The organism is Niallia laureatilytica, from assembly GCF_046613985.1.
Taxonomy (GTDB): domain Bacteria; phylum Bacillota; class Bacilli; order Bacillales; family Cytobacillaceae; genus Niallia.
In genome coordinates, this window is record NZ_JBKKHP010000002.1 from 424,000 (window position 1) to 442,025 (window position 18,026).

General features: G+C 40.5%; 14 protein-coding genes and 3 other annotated features. Of the genes, 10 read left to right on the forward strand and 4 right to left on the reverse strand.

All coding sequences use genetic code 11. The features are described 5' to 3' along the window. The first annotated feature begins 54 nt into the window (after positions 1-54). Both ACLIJJ_RS07245 and ACLIJJ_RS07250 read left to right on the forward strand, forming a co-directional pair. Positions 55-1,416: a PTS transporter subunit EIIC gene (locus ACLIJJ_RS07245; protein WP_411410715.1), complete on the forward strand. Its 1,362-nt coding sequence runs from the start codon at positions 55-57 to the stop codon at positions 1,414-1,416. Further along, positions 1,413-2,432, forward strand: coding sequence for a MupG family TIM beta-alpha barrel fold protein (locus ACLIJJ_RS07250; RefSeq protein WP_411410716.1), 1,020 nt, complete (start codon positions 1,413-1,415; stop codon positions 2,430-2,432). Before ACLIJJ_RS07245 ends, ACLIJJ_RS07250 begins: the two co-directional genes overlap by 4 nt. A 190-nt stretch (positions 2,433-2,622) precedes the next feature. On the opposite strand, the gene ACLIJJ_RS07255 is transcribed toward ACLIJJ_RS07250, so the two are convergent. Then, complete coding sequence (locus ACLIJJ_RS07255; protein WP_411410717.1) at positions 2,623-3,093, reverse strand: hypothetical protein; 471 nt, start codon at positions 3,091-3,093, stop codon at positions 2,623-2,625. A 189-nt stretch (positions 3,094-3,282) separates the two neighbouring features. Between ACLIJJ_RS07255 and ACLIJJ_RS07260 the strand changes: the two genes are divergently transcribed. The 3 genes from ACLIJJ_RS07260 to thrS all read left to right on the forward strand — a co-directional run bounded on the left by ACLIJJ_RS07260 (position 3,283) and on the right by thrS (position 7,700). Next, positions 3,283-4,026, forward strand: coding sequence for a GNAT family N-acetyltransferase (locus ACLIJJ_RS07260; RefSeq protein WP_411410718.1), 744 nt, complete (start codon positions 3,283-3,285; stop codon positions 4,024-4,026). 25 nt (positions 4,027-4,051) lie between these two features. Then, the gene (locus ACLIJJ_RS07265) at positions 4,052-4,951 is read left to right on the forward strand and encodes a PhzF family phenazine biosynthesis isomerase (protein WP_411410719.1); all 900 of its coding nucleotides are present in this window, start codon (positions 4,052-4,054) and stop codon (positions 4,949-4,951) included. Positions 4,952-5,022: 71 nt separating this feature from the next. Beyond that, positions 5,023-5,242, forward strand: a binding site (T-box leader). Positions 5,243-5,274: 32 nt separating this feature from the next. Continuing rightward, positions 5,275-5,482, forward strand: a binding site (T-box leader). Positions 5,483-5,513: 31 nt separating this feature from the next. Continuing rightward, positions 5,514-5,722: a binding site (T-box leader), on the forward strand. A 55-nt stretch (positions 5,723-5,777) separates the two neighbouring features. Next, on the forward strand, positions 5,778-7,700 hold the full coding sequence (gene thrS / locus ACLIJJ_RS07270; RefSeq protein ID WP_411410720.1) for a threonine--tRNA ligase: 1,923 nt from the start codon (positions 5,778-5,780) through the stop codon (positions 7,698-7,700). Between the two features lie 81 nt (positions 7,701-7,781). Here thrS and ACLIJJ_RS07275 read toward each other — a convergent pair whose 3' ends face one another. Continuing rightward, the gene (locus tag ACLIJJ_RS07275; protein ID WP_267913469.1) at positions 7,782-7,907 is read right to left on the reverse strand and encodes a hypothetical protein; all 126 of its coding nucleotides are present in this window, start codon (positions 7,905-7,907) and stop codon (positions 7,782-7,784) included. Between the two features lie 197 nt (positions 7,908-8,104). Between ACLIJJ_RS07275 and ACLIJJ_RS07280 the strand changes: the two genes are divergently transcribed. Next, positions 8,105-9,118 (forward strand): asparaginase, encoded by a 1,014-nt coding sequence (locus tag ACLIJJ_RS07280; RefSeq protein ID WP_411410721.1) that lies wholly within the window; start codon positions 8,105-8,107, stop codon positions 9,116-9,118. 41 nt (positions 9,119-9,159) lie between these two features. Here the strand turns inward: ACLIJJ_RS07280 and ACLIJJ_RS07285 are convergent, their stop codons facing one another. Next, positions 9,160-10,365 carry an MFS transporter gene (locus ACLIJJ_RS07285; protein ID WP_411410722.1) on the reverse strand — a complete coding sequence of 402 codons (1,206 nt, stop codon included), beginning with the start codon at positions 10,363-10,365 and terminating at the stop codon, positions 9,160-9,162. Between the two features lie 237 nt (positions 10,366-10,602). Between ACLIJJ_RS07285 and ACLIJJ_RS07290 the strand changes: the two genes are divergently transcribed. Both ACLIJJ_RS07290 and ACLIJJ_RS07295 read left to right on the forward strand, forming a co-directional pair. After that, positions 10,603-12,582, forward strand: a complete 1,980-nt coding sequence (locus tag ACLIJJ_RS07290) for a methyl-accepting chemotaxis protein (RefSeq protein WP_237941085.1) — start codon at positions 10,603-10,605, stop codon at positions 12,580-12,582. Positions 12,583-12,800: 218 nt separating this feature from the next. After that, positions 12,801-14,360 (forward strand): histidine kinase N-terminal 7TM domain-containing diguanylate cyclase, encoded by a 1,560-nt coding sequence (locus ACLIJJ_RS07295; RefSeq protein ID WP_411410723.1) that lies wholly within the window; start codon positions 12,801-12,803, stop codon positions 14,358-14,360. 32 nt (positions 14,361-14,392) lie between these two features. On the opposite strand, the gene ACLIJJ_RS07300 is transcribed toward ACLIJJ_RS07295, so the two are convergent. Then, positions 14,393-15,595, reverse strand: coding sequence for an MFS transporter (locus tag ACLIJJ_RS07300; protein ID WP_237941087.1), 1,203 nt, complete (start codon positions 15,593-15,595; stop codon positions 14,393-14,395). A 331-nt stretch (positions 15,596-15,926) separates the two neighbouring features. Here ACLIJJ_RS07300 and ACLIJJ_RS07305 point away from each other — a divergent pair, with 331 nt between their 5' ends. Both ACLIJJ_RS07305 and ACLIJJ_RS07310 read left to right on the forward strand, forming a co-directional pair. Beyond that, positions 15,927-16,886 (forward strand): S8 family peptidase, encoded by a 960-nt coding sequence (locus ACLIJJ_RS07305; protein WP_411410724.1) that lies wholly within the window; start codon positions 15,927-15,929, stop codon positions 16,884-16,886. A 142-nt stretch (positions 16,887-17,028) separates the two neighbouring features. Continuing rightward, on the forward strand, positions 17,029-17,955 hold the full coding sequence (locus tag ACLIJJ_RS07310; RefSeq protein ID WP_411410725.1) for a TRM11 family SAM-dependent methyltransferase: 927 nt from the start codon (positions 17,029-17,031) through the stop codon (positions 17,953-17,955). Positions 17,956-18,026 lie beyond the last annotated feature (71 nt).

Sequence of the window (18,026 nt, forward strand, 5' to 3'; positions counted from 1 at the left end):
TAAAGCGGTTTCATTTTTAGTTGTTTCAAATGAGAATAAAGAGGGGGAACTAAAATGTCCGGGGAAAATCATGTTTTAGCGCAAAAAATCTTAGAACAGCTGGGCGGTCCTGCTAATATAGCAGCTTATACACACTGTATGACTCGCCTGCGTGTAACGCCTGTTAATTTTGCTGTTGTAGATAAAGAAGCAATAAAAAAAATCGATGGTGTATTAGGGCTGGTTGAGGATGAGACACTGCAAATCATTATAGGACCTGGGAAAGTTAATAAGGTTACTGAAGCATTTGGAGGGCTTCTATCCTCATCAGGCGAAGTAAATCTAGAAGAGCTAGCAGCACAGAAAAAATCAGAGTTAAAAGCGAAAAACGCTACTCCTGTCAAACTGTTCTTACGAAAAATCGCCAATATTTTCATTCCGCTAATCCCCGCCCTTGTAGCATCAGGATTAATTACAGGAATTACGAAAGCTGTTGTACAAGGCGGCTGGCTTGCGGCAGAGTCGCAATTTGCGCTGATATTAACAGTGATCGGAGGCGGCTTATTTACCTATCTAGGCATTTTAGTCGGCATAAATGCAGCGAAGGAATTTGGCGGTTCACCTGCATTAGGGGGAGTTGCCGGCATTTTAATCATTAATCCGTCTGTCGCTGGAATAACTCTTTTTGGAGAAGAACTGCTGCCTGGACGGGGCGGATTAATTGGTGTTTTGTTTGCAGCCATCTTCATTGCCATTGTCGAAAAACATGTCCGCCGCTTTGTGCCGCAGTCCCTTGATATTATCATAACTCCAACAGTAGCTTTATTAATAACAGGAATTATCACCTATCTCGTGTTCATGCCAATCGGGGGCATTATCTCAGATGGAATTACAAAAGGCTTGCTCGCTGTTTTGGATATGGGCGGAGTTGTAGCCGGCTTTGTGTTAGGAGCTGCATTTTTGCCGTTAGTTGTAACAGGCTTGCACCAAGGGTTAACTCCTGTTCATCTTGAACTAATAAATGCAATTGGGGATGATCCTCTGCTGCCGATTTTAGCAATGGGCGGAGCAGGCCAGGTAGGTGCAGCATTTGCCATCTATTTAAAAACGAAAAAAACACGCTTAAAACGAGCGATTGGCGGTTCCTTGCCGTCCGGTTTGCTCGGTATCGGGGAGCCGTTGATTTTCGGGGTGACACTTCCCCTTGGCAGGCCATTTTTGACAGCTTGCCTTGGAGCAGGAATAGGCGGCGCATTTCAAGCTTATTTTAAAGTTGCTACCATTGCTGTCGGCGTTTCCGGATTACCGCTTTCCTTTCTAGTTCATGCCGAACAGATTTTACTATACTTGGCCGGGTTAATCATTGCTTATGCAGCAGGGTTTGCTTTCACATTTTTATTTGGATTTAAGGATGAAATGGCGAGTGAATTCGAATGATTGGGATTTCCTTTTATTTAAATGATCCTCTCGCTGAACGTCGATTAATAGAAGCAAGTATGCAAGGAGTTAAAAAGGCATTCACCTCATTGCATCTTCCTGAGGAACAGGGGCATCTTGCTAGCAAGGTAAAAAAACTGCTTGCAACAGCCAAAGCTAATGGAGTCGAGGTTTATGCAGATGTGTCTCTGAAAACCCCCAGCCATTTAGGAATAGCAAATTTAGAACAATTGAGGGATCTTGGCATAGCAGGAATTCGACTTGACGACTTTGATTCGCATATGATTATTAAGCTGTCAAAGCAATTCCACATTGCCCTTAATGCAAGTACAATTTCAAGGATAGAGCTTAAAAGTTTTCTTGCAAATGGACTAGAGAGTGAAAGGCTGATTGCTTGGCATAATTTTTATCCTCGCCGTGAAACTGGCTTAGATGAAAACTTCTTCAAGAAGCAAACCGCTTTATTTAAACAATATAATATTCCAGTATGTGCCTTCATACCAGGAGTAGGGGAAAAAAGAGGCCCCATCTTTGAAGGGCTTCCAACGCTGGAAAGCCATCGTGATATAGATCCCTTTATAGCAGCAGTTGAGCTGTTGAAGGTGGGAATAGATGATGTGTATATAGGAGATCCAGCATCAGGAAAGGAACTTTTAGCGAAGCTGATGAAATTTCATTCAGATCGCATCCTCCCACTTCGTATAAATTCCTCCGTTCTCCAAGGGGGAATTTATCGCATCCGTCCCGATTTTGCCCGCGATGTGCTGCGCTTAATGGATACAAGGAATGATGAATCTGCACCTCCTGAATATACAGGGGAGCGGCTTCGGGGAATGATTACAATGGACAATGACTTATATGGGCGCTACCGAGGGGAAGTTCAAATTGCCTTACGAAAACTTCCTGCAGATGAACGGGTTAATGTCATTGGTCAGGTTATCGAGGAGGATCTCGAGCTACTGTCACATATTCAACCAGGTCAACAGCTGGAGTGGAAAGTATTGGGGTCATACTAGAGCGAGTACAGAGCAACATGTAACAAAATAATAGTGAGCTTGTGCCCTGTTATATTTTTAACAGGGTTATTCTTATGTTTTAATAGAGTGATAATTGCTAATTTTATGATAAACTAAAGCGGTAAGGAAATAACTTACAGGAGTTTTCAATAAAAAAGAATGCAGCTTAGCTTGGACAGCAGCATTCTTCCTAATGATTGCTTCTGTTTTTTAGCAGCCATGCTTTTGCAGCAAGTCCAACTGCTAAACCGGGTATGACACAGAGAATCGGCATAAATATCGGTCCAATCAAGAGGCCGAATAAGGTCCATCTCTGTGAATAAATCAGCCCGATGGTTACAAAAATCGTACATGATACGTAGGGAAGAAAGGCGTAAGGTGGAGTAGAACCTTCCTTATATGTATCTCTTACAGCATCCCACATGGCAAAAAAATACAGACATGGATAAAACATAAGCCATTGAAAGTGAATATATTCCGTTGCTTTATCAAAATGGCCATTGAAGCTGGAAATGATCGCAAGATTAAAATTGGATTGGCGGTTAATGACCATTTCCATCAAAATAAAAAGCAGTGATTTTAAGATTTTGTGATTTAACAGCTGGCCAAAGCCAGGAAAAGCAATCGACCATAACAATCTTTCCAATGTTACTTTATTCAATTTAGGATCAGCCTGCTTCCTATTTGTATATTGGTAATTGGTATATAGAAAAAACAGTAACTTGTCATAATGCCGCTGTTTCTTATTATTACACATAGCATTTTAAATATTAATTTTTTTACAGAATTTGTATAATATTATCGCGCGAATATTAGAGGTAGGTGCAGAAGTTTGAAGGAAATAACATATATGGACATACATAAAGAAGGAGAAGTAGTTCTTGATACTGCTAGGTTTCGCCATTATCATGATCCGAAGATGCTCAGTCGTTATGACAGTAATTTTATTGCATTTAAGGAAATGCCAAATAAGAAGGAATTCAGCGATACAGAAAAATATCTACAGGAATATCATGTTGCAAGAGGGCAAAAACATGTAAAGTTTGTGTTTCCGCCGAATGAAAAGCTAGATGATTCATTATTAACTAATCTTTCTAGTGAAGGCTATGACACTGGATTTACGGAGTTGTATAAAATAAATCCGCGAGATTTTCCAGGATATGAGATGAAAAAAGAAATAGAAATTGCTCATGTCGGAGCAAATCAGCTTGAGGATTTTTTAACATTAAACTATCAGCAAGACCTTGTCTTCGGGAGTGCGTTTGCGTCAATGAAGCAGGAAAATAATCGGAGTCACTTTAAGGATTCTGCTTTTGGGCAGGTTATCGCTTATTATAATGGAGTGCCTGCTGGCGGATTAGTAGCAATCCTGAAAGAACAAACAGTCGAGATTGATGGTTTGTTTGTACTGCCGGAATTTCAACGAAAACAAATCGCGGCACATCTCCAGCAATTTGTGATGAAGTCCTTTCCCGAAAAGACGGTTATACTGCTTGCAGATGGTGAGGATACACCAAGGGAAATGTATAAAAAGCAAAATTATGAATATGTCTGTTTTCAGTATGAAACAGTGAAGGTATTTGAAGAGGATTAAATCTATTGCAAAGGGGATGAGCAGCGTGAAATCAGTTAAAGTTTTTCATTATGATGCATTCAGCACCATGCCGGACAAAGGCAATCCTGCTGGAGTGGTTTTCACAGGAGATTTATGCAGTAAGTCGGAAATGCAAGAGGTTGCCTTTAAGGTTGGATTTAATGAAACAGCATTTATTGCCAGCTCTGACAAAGCAGACCTGAAGATAAATTACTTCACACCAGGCCATGAAATGGATTTATGCGGACATGGGACGATCGCCTGTTTATACGGCCTTTACGAACAGAGATTATTGCCTCCGAAAGAGGAGTTAACAATAGAAACCAAAGCTGGCATACTACCGATTAAACTAAAGGTAGATAATTCAGGAAGAATGTACATAACGATGAAGCAAGCACAGCCAAAGTTTATGGAATTTCGAGGTTCCCAGAAAGAGCTAGCCTTGGCAATTGGTTTAAAAGAAGATGATTTATCGGAAGAGCTGCCAATTATGTACGGCAGTACAGGAATATGGACACTGCTTATCCCTATCAGGAGCTTATCTGCGTTTAAGAAGATGAAGCCGGACAATCAATTGTTCCCGAATATTTTGACAGAGAATCCAAAGGCATCCTTGCATCCTTTTTGCCTCGAAACAGAACTGGAAGGCGCTGATATGCATGCCCGCCATTTTTCTTCGCCATTTTCTAAAACAGTGGAAGATCCTGTCACAGGCACCGCCTCTGGAGTGATGGGTGCTTATTATGCTTCTTATATTAAAGAGCAGGCTAAAAAGCCATTGCATTTAATAATAGAGCAAGGTTTGGAAATGAACCGTGCAGGCACAGTGTTAGTAACGGTGTCAGAGGGAGATAACGGACTTGGCATAGAAGTCACAGGAACAGCAGTGTATGTGAATGAAATGGAAATAAATATTGGTCATTAAAAAAAATGGGCTGGAAAAAATAAAATAGATATTGCAACGTTTGGGAATATACGGTAATATGTTAAATAATTATTAAAGCGAAGATAAGGACATGAGTTGTTTAAAAAAGTTGACAGAGAGGGAAGTGCAAGCTGGAATCTTCCTAACAGATTTTAACATCTTACCACCTTTGAGCTGTGTTGGGGAAATATAGTATCCAATGCCGTCAATGCTGCGTTAAAGCACAATAAGCCGCAAAGTTTTTGCGGGAAATTGGGTGGAACCACGGGTATAAGCACGCTCGTCCCTTGCTAGAGGGATGTAGTGTGCTTATTTTTTTATATAAAAAAGTGATGAAAAGGACATGAATTATTTTTACGGTCTACAGAGAGGGAAGTGCAAGCTGGAAACTTCCTGGCTTAGGAAAATGATTTACCGCCTTGGAGCAGTGCCTTAGAAAAGGTACCGTTAGCTGCGTTAAAGCACAATAAGCCGAAAAGTTTTTGCGGGAAATTGGGTGGAACCACGGGTATAAGCACGCTCGTCCCTTGTTAGAGGGATGAGTGTGCTTATTTTTTTATATAAAAAAGTGATGAAAAGGACATGAATTATTTTTACGGTCTACAGAGAGGGAAGTGCAAGCTGGAAACTTCCTGGCTTAGGAAAATGATTTACCGCCTTGGAGCAGTGCCTTAGAAAAGGTACCGTTAGCTGCGTTAAAGCACAATAAGCCGCAAAATTTTTGCGGGAAATTGGGTGGAACCACGGGTATAAAACGCACTCGTCCCTTGTTAGAGGGATGAGTGTGTTTTTTTTATACAAATTTTTAATAGGAGTTGATTGACTGATGAAGAATCAATGTATCAGAGTGAAATTTCCGGATGGGAAATGGAAGGAATATAAAAAAGGAGCTACAGCAGGGGAGATTGCAGAAAGTATTAGCTTAAGTTTGTGCAAAAAAGCAGCAGCGGCAAAAATAAATGGTCAGCTGCTAGATTTAGCTACTCGACTGGAGGAAGATGCTAAGCTTTCGATTATCACTGTTGATTCTATGGAAGGGCTAGGAGTTTTGCGCCATACTGCTGCACATATTATGGCACAGGCATTGAAAAGATTATATCCATCTGTCGAGTTAGCAACAGGTCCGGTCATTGAAAATGGTTTTTATTATGATGTGAAAAGCGAGGTACCGTTATCACTTGGTGACTTGTCAGCTATCGAAGCAGAAATGAGGAAAATCATCGACGAAGATTTGCCGATTGAGCGTATCGAAGTTTCCTTTGATGAGGCAGAAAAAATTTGGCGCGAAAGGAAGGAATCCTACAAGTTAGAATTATTGAGTGCAATACCAAGCGATGAAATCATTTCCATTTATAAGCAAGGAGAATTTATGGATCTATGCCGTGGTCCTCATCTTCCGCAAACAGGGATGTTAAAGTTTTTTGCGTTAACAAATGTTTCTGGAGCCTACTGGAAGGGAGATAGTCAGAATGAAGCCCTTCAGCGTGTATATGGAACAGCATTTGCTCATAAACAGGACTTAGCGGATTATATGCACTTTTTAAAAGAGGCAGCGAATCGGGATCATCGTAAATTAGGGAAGCAGCTAGGCTTATTTATGTTTTCTGAAGAAGCTCCAGGCATGCCGTTTTATTTGCCTAAAGGGCAGCGGATTCGCAATGAGCTGGAAAAATTCTCAAGAGAATTGCAGCAGGAATCGGACTATGAGGAAGTTCGCACTCCTTTTATGATGAATCAAAGACTATGGGAACAATCAGGACACTGGGATCATTATAAAGATAATATGTATTTCTCTGATGTCGACAATCAATCCTTTGCACTGAAACCGATGAATTGTCCTGGTCATATGCTTGTTTACAAAAATAATTTATATTCATACAGAGATTTGCCAATCAGGCTAGCTGAGTTCGGCCAAGTTCATCGCCATGAATACAGTGGCGCCTTGAACGGGATGCTTCGAGTCCGTACATTTTGCCAAGATGATGCCCATATTTTTGTGCGGGAGGATCAAATTCAAACAGAAATCAAAGACATAATTGCGCTGATTGATAAAGTATACAGCACATTTGGATTTGATTATAGTGTGGAGCTGTCAACAAGACCGGAGGATTCTTTAGGAGATGACAGCCTTTGGGAAGCGTCAGAGCATGCCCTTGAACAAGTGCTGGATAATTTAAACATCAACTATGTGGTAAATGAAGGCGATGGAGCATTTTATGGACCGAAGATTGATTTTCATATTAAAGATGCATTAAACAGAAGTCATCAGTGTGCGACAATTCAGCTAGATTTTCAAATGCCGGAAAAGTTTGATCTTGTCTATATAAATGAGAACAATGAAAAGGTTCGGCCAGTTGTTATTCACAGGGCAGTTTATGGAAGTCTGGACCGATTCTTTGGCATTCTAATTGAACATTTCAAAGGAGCTTTTCCAGTTTGGCTTGCACCACTCCAAGTGAAAATCATTCCCGTTTCACATGTACATCTGGACTACTGTTTACAAGTTCAATCCGCCTTGAAGCAAGCTGGTATTTCTGTTGAATTAGATCAGCGGGAAGAGAAGCTAGGCTATAAAATCCGAGATGCCCAGCTGCAAAAGATTCCTTATATTCTTGTATTAGGTGACCAAGAAGCGCAAGCAGGAACTGTAAATGTCCGCAAGTTTGGCAGCAGGGACATAAAGGAGCAATCGCTCATGCAATTTATCGATGCTGTAGGCAAGCAAATAAAAGATAGAAGCTTATCATAATTTCATAAAAAAAGCCTGTCTTGCTAGTCTATACGACTAGTTTGACAAGGCTTTTTTTATATTTCAGGCAAAGAAGTATCTTTAAACACTTGGAACCGCAAACAGCTTCAAAAAGCCGTTCAGCTTATAGGCAGAATGATTTAATAAATAATCTAATCTCGTTCGCAGCCTGATAATTGTATAGATAATGGTTACAAGTATCGCCAAGAAAATCCCTCCTGAATATGGTTCTGCCATTTAATTATGGCTTTTTTAGTGTTTCAACATATAAAAATATTATTCGTACCAATAAATTGACAGAAGAGAGGTAACAAAGAAGAATTTTTATAATATTTCGACACAAAAGAGTGAGCTTGTATTAAAATGACTATACACAGGCATTAGAGAATGGAGGCGTATGGAAGGTGGAAGCACCGATTTTAGTATATAGAGGCACATATATTGAAAGCACACATGATATTCATATAGCTGTTGTCAATAGAGATGGAGAATTGATTTACTCCTATGGAGATCCGAACAGATTGACATTTCCACGGTCATCCATGAAACCGTTCCAGGCTATTCCCCTTATAGAAACTGGTGCAGCAGACCGCTTTGCTTATGATGGTTCTGCACTTGCACTAAGCTGTGCTTCACACAGCGGTGAGAGCTATCATCGCCACACCGTCCTTAATATTTTAGACAAGCTTGGTTTGAAGGAAGATGCCCTCCAATGTGGGACACATACACCTTGGGATATGGCGAGCTATAAAAAATTACTAACAGCAGGCAAAGATGTTACACCAGTTTACAGCAACTGCTCTGGCAAACATTCTGGCATGCTGGCAACAGCGGTCCATATGAACGAAGAAATTGCATCCTACCGCGAGATTACCCACCCTATTCAGCAGCGGATTCTTGAGGCAATCGAAGCAGTATGCTCCTATCCAAAAGAGCAAATCAGAATCAGTGTGGACGGATGCGGGGTGCCTGTCCATCAACTGCCTTTACTACATGCAGCACTTGGTTATGCGAGGCTTGCCAAACCTGATGCTTCAAACAAAAGAGAAGGCGCTCTTGAAAGAATAAGGGATGGGATGATAAATTATCCGGAAATGGTTGGCGGAACGAAACGGTTTGATACAGATTTAATGAAAGCATTTGGAAATCAGATTGTTTCAAAGGCAGGAGCAGAAGCGGTTCAATGTCTTGGTTTAACGATGGAGGGAATCGGCATTGCTGTTAAAGTGGAAGATGGAGGGACAAGAGCTGTCAGTGTTGCCACAATGGAAGTGCTCAGGCAGTTAGGGGTAGGTAATGAGCAAATTTTTAAACAGCTGTCTAAGTATATAGAAGCGCCTGTTTATAATGCAAGGAAGGAAAAAATCGGCGCAGTGAAAGCGAACTTTGTTCTTAAGAAAACGCAGGGAGAAATATAAACAAACAAGGAGACAGGATGCCCCTGTCTCCTTGTTTGTTATTATTTGCTTTGTGCTGGTGCTGCTGATCGAAGGAAGAAGGATACCCCAAGACCAATCAATAAAAACACACTAAGAATGATGAAAGACATTGTCAGCATTCCTGTTTTTAACAGCTGTACAGATACGATTGGACCAGCACTTGCTCCAAGAAACAGAATGAAAGCATTAAATGAGATAGCTGTTCCTCGCGCATTGCCTGCTTTTTGGCTGATTAAAGATATAATGACAGGTGAAACTACTGCAATTCCGGTCACAAACAAAACACTCATAATGACAACTGCAGGCAGAGAGGTGCAAAAACCTAACAAGAATAATCCAGCAGCGGAAAGGCCAAGGCCAGCTCTCATGACGTTCAATGCCCCAAACCGCTTGGAAATGGATCCGACAAAAAAAGCAATAAGCATCCCAATAATTCCAACTGCTCTTACATACAAAATCTGGTCACTAGATAAACCGAATTTCGGAGAGGATAAATAGCTGCCCAAAATAGTGTACATACCAACTAATGTAAATAACAGCATGAACGTAACCGAGAAGCAAAGCAGGAGCTGTGGCTGATAAAACAGCTTTTTTATCTGCTTAAACTTGCTCCAAATATGCTCGGTTGATTTTTCCTGCTCCTCTTTCGGCAGAGCTATAATGACAAGCACTGCAGAAAACAGATAAACAACACCTAAAATAAGAAAGATTGCATTCCACCCGAGCAGTTCATTAATAATGCCGCTAAAAAGCTGCCCGATGATGCCGGCCATCAATAATCCAGTACTGATAAAGCCAACGACTGTGACCCTTTTATTAGGTGGAAACATTTCGCCTGCATAAACAAGGGAAATGGGTGCAAATGCAGCAGCAACAAGTCCTTGTATTGCCCTTAAAACCACGAGCGCATGATAGGAATGGACAAAGCCAATCATAAATGTAATAACAGTTAATACACTGATGCTGACTACCATAAGAACCTTTCGTCCATATTTATCGGAGATAGGTCCATACAGTAAGCAGCCAAGAGCATAACATAAAGAAAACGAACTGCCTATCCAGGATGTCTGGTCTAAAGTAATGTGGAATTCCTTTGAGAAGACGGAGGTTAAGGGAATGGTAATGTACATACTTGTTAACAAGGTAAGTCCGCACCAAAATAGAATAAATGTTATAAAGGGATAATTCCTTTTTTGACTTGCCTCGTTAATAATTGCGTGACTCAATTTCAGCGCTCCTTTTATTGTTAGTTCTCTCCTAAAGATGAGGAGATGATGAAATCCATCTGATTATATAGCCTTTCTAAAAGGTATGCAATGATAGGGATTTTATCCGAGTTCTCAAAGAATGAATGATTACCAGAGACTTAATAAAAGAAATAGGAATATTTTCTTATATATTTGCCAAATTACTTGTCGATATAGGGGGTGGAAAGATATAAAAAGATAAGGGCAGGAGACATCATGGGGAATTTAAAGAGAATAAAGAAGATGAAAATGACGATTCAAAAGAAGCTATTAATCACCTTTTTGCTGTTAGTCATTATACCTGTACTAACAATAGGAGCAGTCTCCTATTTCAGTGCAAACAAGGCGATTTCAGACCAAATCTCGTATGCATCAGAGGCGAGTGTAAACTTGTTAAACGAATATATAGACAGTACTGTAGAGCCAAAGGTGAAAGATGCTGAATTTTTTGCTGAAAACATTGCGGTAAATAAAAACAGCGTAAAAGAGAATTCAGATTTACGCAAACGGCTTGATGAATATGCATCCCTCCATCCCGAGACTGCCAGCATCTATGTAGGCACGGCGAATGGCGAGATGATTCAATACCCAGTTAAAAAGCTTCCGGACGGTTATGACCCAAGGGAAAGAGATTGGTATAAAAATGCAGACCCAACAACAGAAACAGTGATTTCTGATGCTTACTTATCAGCTTCCGGAGAAATGGTTGTTACCATCTCCAAAAAGCTTGCTGATGGATCTGGTATCCTTGGCATAAATTTAAAGGTTGATTCGATAAAAGAAGTTGCTCAAAAAGTGACAATCGGTAAAGAAGGCTATGGCTTTATCCTTGGGAGGGGAAAACAATATATTTATCACCCATCGAAAGAGTCCGGCTCTGAGGCAAAAGACAGCTTCATGTCTGCACTGTATGAAAGTGAATCAGGACATCAAAACTATGAGCTTGATGGTGAGCTGAAAAGCATGGCATTTACAACGAACAAATTAACTGGCTGGAAAATTGCCGGGACGATGTATAAAAGTGAAGTGGATAATGCATCAGCATCTATTGTAAAGTCATCGTTAATTATTCAGATTTTTGCTATCCTAGTTGGCATTGCTGTTGCAATTCTTGTTACACGTTCAATCATCCGCCCGCTTCAGAAGCTGAAGAATAGTGCACAGGTTATCAGCAAGGGAGACTTAACAGCGCCGATTGAAGTGTCTTCACATGACGAAATTGGCGAGCTTGGCACAGCATTTTCCGATATGAAGGAATCACTGCGGGGGCTGATTTCACAAGTAGATTCAAATACAGAGCAGGTGGCAGCAGCAGCTGAAGAGCTGTCAGCAGCTTCAGAAGAAACAAAAACAGCAACTGTTCATGTTGCCTCCTCTATTCAACAGATTGCAAGTGGTGCAGAGGTGCAGACTACTGGCATGGAAAAAACAGCAGCAGCTATTGAAAAGGTAGGACAAGGCATAAATACAATTTATAATAATGTGGAAATGGTCAATAAGGAAGCAAGATTGACAGCAGATCATGCAATAGAGGGCGGAGAGTCTGTCAAAAAAACAGTGGACCAAATGACCACTATTTATAACCATGTGAGCGAATCAGATCAAATGATAAAATCATTAAACGATCGCTCTAAGGAAATAAATGAAATAAGCAATGTAATCAGCGGAATCGCTGAACAGACAAACCTGCTTGCACTTAATGCCGCAATTGAAGCAGCAAGGGCTGGAGAGCAAGGCAAGGGATTTGCTGTCGTGGCTGAGGAAGTAAGAAAGCTTGCAGAACAGTCGCAAACATCTGCTAAACAGATTACTGGTTTGATTAAAGATATTCAGACAAGTACAGAACAGACTGTTGATAAAATGAAGCAGGCTGCTGAAAGTGTTGAAACAGGAATCGAGGTTTCACAAGAAGCAATCGTCAAGTTTAATGCCATTATTGAAGGAATCAAAAATATGGCACCAAAAATGGACGAAGTCTCTCATATCGTTAAAGGTGTTAATGGAGAAATACAGTCCGTCACTGCGACTTCATTTAACTTAGCAAATATCGCTAAAGAAAACACTTCTGCATCAGAAAGTGTTGCAGCAAGCACAGAACAGCAAATTGCTGTCCTTGAGGAAGTTACAGCTTCAGCTAAATCACTTGCAAACATGTCAGAGGAACTGCAAGAGCTGATCCGCAAGTTCACTGTGTAATTAGGTAAATAAATCCAATTGTTGGAACGGTTTTTCTTTCAGCTAAGAAAAGCTGCTGTACCAATGATAAGACCGCTTTTGTCACAAAACAGAAGCGGTCCTTTTTTTCTATCCTTATTGCCGGGATATAGAATATAATGGAGAAAGGAATGCATCGCCATAAGGAACCAAAAGGCTGTTGCACCAATCTTTAGAAAAGATGGAGAAGAAAACTTAAAATGTCAAATGAACTATTCCTTTTTTCCTTTATTGATATTTGCGGTGGGTTATTGAGCGCTTTGCTATGCATTTACGCCTTTTTTAATATACGCCATGCTCCTGGGGGCATCTTCTATATTTTAGGGACTTTTTGTTGCTCGCTGTTTACGTTCTTTTATGTTTTTGAACTGAACAGTCAATTACTAGAGCATGCAAAAATCTGGCTGCGACTAGAATATTTAGTTTTGCCATTCATCCCTGTCTTTACATTATTTATGTGCATGGAGTATGTCGGAGTAAAGTGGAACCGGCATTTGTATTACTTTTTTTTCGGTCTGCCACTGCTGACAATACTTGTTCACTATACAAATGATTTTCACCATTTTTACTATAAATCGATGAGTATGGACACATCTGGACCTTTCCCTGTTTTGAGCTTAGAAGGAGGACCATGGTTCTATGTTCATTCCTTTTTCCTGTATGCCTGTGTGTTAGGGAGCATTGTCCTCTTGCTTGCGCAATTTAGAAAGGGCAGAGCAAGCCGTTTTAAGTGGCAGATAGCCACGATGACTGCAGGACTGTTTGTGCCTGTGCTAGGGAGTGTTTTGTATTTAACTGGTTTAAGTCCAAATGGCATTGATTTAGGACCAATATCAATGAGCATCTCTTTTATTTTCCATGGTGCCGCCATTATATCCTTGCAGATGTTCAGCGTTGCACCAATTGCTAGAGAAAAGGTGTTTGACAGTATGGAGGAAGGGGTTTTAGTTTTAAACCATAACAACATAATTGTAGATTTTAATCCAATTATGCAGCAGATGGTGCCGAAAATCAGCCGTGCCATTGGCAAATCGATTAACGATATCCTCAAGGACAGTCAAACGCTGTTAGGTATTATCTCTAAAGGAGAAAAGCGCGATTATAAACAGGAAACTGCTTATGGAGATATTCATTATCAAATTAAATTCACCCCAGTATTGCACAGAAGTAAGCATCTCGGTCAAATCATCACATTTGTAGATGTGACAGATAGAATACGTCTGCAAGACCAGCTGAAAGCAATCGCAAGCATAGATGGGTTAACAGAGGCTTATAACAGAACCTTCTTTCTGCAAAAAACGGAAGAGCTGCTCGATAAGGGGTGTTTGAAAAGCTTGAGCATCATCATGTTTGATGTGGACTATTTTAAAAAAGTAAATGATACTTTTGGTCATAAAGCAGGAGATACCATCCTAAAGCAAGTGGTTAAACTGGCTAAAAAGCATATGAGAAGATCTGATATTATTGGCCGGTATGGCGGTGAGGAATTTATCATCTGTCTGCCTGATGCTTTCATGCAGGAAGCAATTGTTATTGCCGAAGCAATTCGCAGAGAAATCGAAAGAACACACGTCGATGTAGATGGAAAAGAAATCAAGGTGACGACAAGCTTCGGTGTTGCAAGTGCTGCTGCTAACGACCAAAAAAACAGCAAGCTTATCGCCTCCCTTATGGATGAAGCCGATATGGCACTATATACAGCGAAAAATAACGGCAGAAACTGTGTTCGGTCATTTGAAGACCCAGTTGTCATTCACTAAAAAATGTATCCTGTTAACAGGATACATTTTTTTTATGCAGGGCTTTTCTGCCGATATATTTGGCTTGCCCACAACAAATACATTCCCCCGAAGAAAATATATAAAAGCCCATTGGCCGCACCTAATGCTCGCGGTTCAAATACTTCAAGCAGCAGACCTGTAACGAACATGGATAAACCTAAGCTTGTATTGCCGATTGTGGCAGATAAGGCAAAATAACTTCCTTGGTGCTTTTGCGGCATGGTTTTCATCACAACTGTATCAAGCAATGCATTTCCGACACCTCCAAAAACCGTCAATATCCCAAACAGGACGGCAATCATTGCAAACGAGTTCACCTGGCTTACAATCAACAGAATAATTCCCTCAATGATCATCGCGAGATAAGCAAACAATAAGAAGTTTCCCTTAATTAATCGAGTGAAAAAGGGGCTGATAATAAAGCCAACTCCCAAGACGCTGTATAGAATGCCTACTCCTAGATCTGCAGCAGGAAAGGTGTCTATCGCATAGATGCTTATAAGGACATTTTCTATCCCGTTAGCTAAAGGTACAAAAATATCAGCACTTAACAGCATGATAAATAAGGAGGAAGAGAAAATTACGGCTATAAGCTGATTACCTTTCTCCTTCGTTGCTGGCTGATGAGCTGTATGCCGAACAGCATCATCTATTTTTGCAATTCTGCTTATAAATGCTGCTGCAGTCAAGAAGGATAAGATATTGACAAAAAAGGCAGCTTTTTGGCCAAATAGCAGGGAGATGATTCCGCCGGAAAATGCGCCGATAACAAGGACGAAGCCCAACTGGACTTGTTCCCACCCGTTTACTGCTTTCATACTTTCCCCATTTATTAGTGCTGGAATGCTTGCCTTCCGCACAGGCGCATAGAGGGCTTCACCGCTGGCCAAAAGAAACGAGGCAACATAAATAATCCATATATCTTCTTTGCTGTTTACAAATAGAAAGGATATGGCAATGAAAGCCCGGACTATGTCTGTATAAAGCAAAACTTTTTTTCGAGACCATTTAGCAGCAACCATACTGCTAAGTGGCCCAAACAGTAAGAATGGCAGCATGCGCAAAGCCAGTGTTATGCCTACAGACATACCCGATGCAGACAATTGTAAAAGAAGCGACAGAGAAGCTACTTGACTGAATCTGTCTCCGATGCCATTGATAAGGCCAGAAAAAAACAACTTCTGATATTCCTTTTCTTGCGACAGAATAGACATGATTGATCACCTTCTAATTAGATTGATATCTAATTAGATGATAATCTAATTTAAGTAACTTGTATAGATATAATGATTAATAAATTTAATAGCAGCCATAAAGCCTTATCTTTCATCCGGAAATTTTTTACTGCATTCCCCTCCAAAAGCCTTGCTGTTCCTAGTAATTGTTGGGTTTTTGGTGATTCATTTCTAGTAGGGGAGGATAACAGCATCCGTATATTTTCGCGAAACATGTGTTCTTATATGAGTCGAAAGGCACTTTTTATGAATATACTAAATTGTTAAACTATTTGGTGTAAACTACTAATCCTACAGGAGGGATCATATTATGAGACCAGAAGTGAAGGTAATACCTTACAAAGTGGAGCAAGTGGTACAAATGGCGAATGAGGTGCCGACAGGAATTCAGCAAATTCAAGCACCTGCATTATGGAACAAATCAAAAGGAAAGGGTATTAAGGTTGCAATCCTTGATACAGGCTGTGATACGACACATCCTGATTTGCAGGAACGTATTATCGGCGGCTATAACTTTACAGACGATGATAATTCAAATCCAGATATTTATAGTGATTATAATGGACATGGCACACATGTAGCCGGAACAATTGGAGCAGTGGAAAACAACGATGGAGTGGCAGGTGCTGCACCACAAGTGTCTCTTTTAATCGTAAAGGTTCTTAATGGACAAGGTTCAGGGCAATATGATTGGATTACTAACGGAATTTATTATGCAATTGAACAAAATGTTGATATTATTTCCATGAGTTTAGGAGGACCGGATGATGTCCAAGCACTTCATGATGCTGTGAAAAGGGCGGTTGACAACCAAATTTTGGTCGTTTGTGCGGCTGGTAATGAAGGAGATGGACGTGAGACGACTGAAGAGCTGGCATACCCTGCAGCATATAATGAAGTAATTAGTGTTGGTTCTGTCGATTTTACAAGAAACTCCTCCGAATTCTCCAACTCTAACAGAGAAGTGGACCTTGCTGCACCTGGAGAAAATATTCTGTCCACATATCCAGGCGGCCAATATGCCAGACTTAGCGGTACATCTATGGCAGCACCTCATGTAAGCGGCGGACTTGCCCTAATTAAGGCAATTGCAACGGATGAATTTGACAGACCTCTGACAGAACCGGAGCTGTATGCACAGCTCATCAAACGGACTGTTCCACTAGGATTCTCTCCAAAACTGGAAGGGAATGGGCTTCTTTATTTAACAGCCCCAGAGAAGCTCGCAGAAGCAATCCAGTCAAGTGTGACGAAAATGCTGTCTGTCTGAGTATGATAGAAAACAAGACGCTTCCTTTACGGAAGCGTTTTTTTGTTGGCAGTCAGAAAGAAGTTTAAAGCAGCTGTTTAATAGTAATACATCTCTAAGTCCATTATAATAGCAACATAAAACGTAAAATGAGGGTTATTAATTGAAAACACAAGAATTTATATACACGATTTCTTATCACGAGGATGAGGCAGATGTTTGCCAGCTGGAGATGCGCTCGCTTTTTTCAGCAGAAAATATTACGAATTTCGTGGAAAGCACACTCGAAATTGATCCAAGCAGGAGCCCGTTTATCAAGGGAAGAATCGATATTAAAGCAGCAAACGAAAGCTTTGAAGAGCTGCTGACAGATGTTCAGAAAATCGGACTGGAGGAAGACTCCTATAAAGTTGTGTTTATTAAAGGAACTAGAAATATTCCCTTTACCGAGAGAAAAAGAATGGAAAGAGTCGCAGGCGCTTGTATTAAAGGTAATGTGAATCTGCATAACCCTGACAAAATATATGCCATTATGTTTGGCAATGGCCGCTGGATATTTGGCGATTATCAGGAAAGCACATCCGTTTGGCTTGCACATCAAGGCAAGCCGAATCAATATTCAACAGCGTTAAGCACAAGATTGGCAAGAGCTGTTGTCAATATTGCCGTACCACATCCTTCAGGAACTAAGGCAATTGATCCTTGCTGTGGTATCGGAACGGTGCTCATCGAAGCATTGTCAATGGGTATCGATATAGTTGGCAGTGATATAAATCCACTTGTTACAGGCAAGGCACGAGAAAATATTGCTCATTTCCAACTGAACGGAGAGGTTCTGTTACAGGATATCAAGGATGTGACAGGAAAGTATGATGCCGCTATTATTGATATGCCTTATAATCTTTGTTCTGTTCTTCCATATGAAGAGAAGCTGTCTATGCTTAAGAGTGCAAGACGATTTGCGAAAAAGGCTGTTATCGTATCAATTGAAGAAGTAGACGATGCAATTCTTCAAGCAGGATTTACAATTGTCGACCGCTGCATTGCTAAAAAAGGCAATTTTAAAAGGCATGTTCTAGTATGTAGCTGATGGTTATTTTTGGTGGTGCACAATGTTTGTTGCCTATATCTCTACAGTGTTAGAATAAAAAATATAATATA

Coding starts and splice junctions, on each gene's coding strand:
- ACLIJJ_RS07300 (WP_237941087.1), bottom strand. CDS start 15,595: ATGTCTATTCTGTCGCAAGAAAAGGAATATCAGAAGTTGTTTTTTTCT.
- ACLIJJ_RS07305 (WP_411410724.1), top strand. CDS start 15,927: ATGAGACCAGAAGTGAAGGTAATACCTTACAAAGTGGAGCAAGTGGTA.
- ACLIJJ_RS07260 (WP_411410718.1), top strand. CDS start 3,283: ATGGACATACATAAAGAAGGAGAAGTAGTTCTTGATACTGCTAGGTTT.
- ACLIJJ_RS07290 (WP_237941085.1), top strand. CDS start 10,603: ATGGGGAATTTAAAGAGAATAAAGAAGATGAAAATGACGATTCAAAAG.
- ACLIJJ_RS07295 (WP_411410723.1), top strand. CDS start 12,801: ATGTCAAATGAACTATTCCTTTTTTCCTTTATTGATATTTGCGGTGGG.
- ACLIJJ_RS07250 (WP_411410716.1), top strand. CDS start 1,413: ATGATTGGGATTTCCTTTTATTTAAATGATCCTCTCGCTGAACGTCGA.
- thrS (WP_411410720.1), top strand. CDS start 5,778: ATGAAGAATCAATGTATCAGAGTGAAATTTCCGGATGGGAAATGGAAG.
- ACLIJJ_RS07245 (WP_411410715.1), top strand. CDS start 55: ATGTCCGGGGAAAATCATGTTTTAGCGCAAAAAATCTTAGAACAGCTG.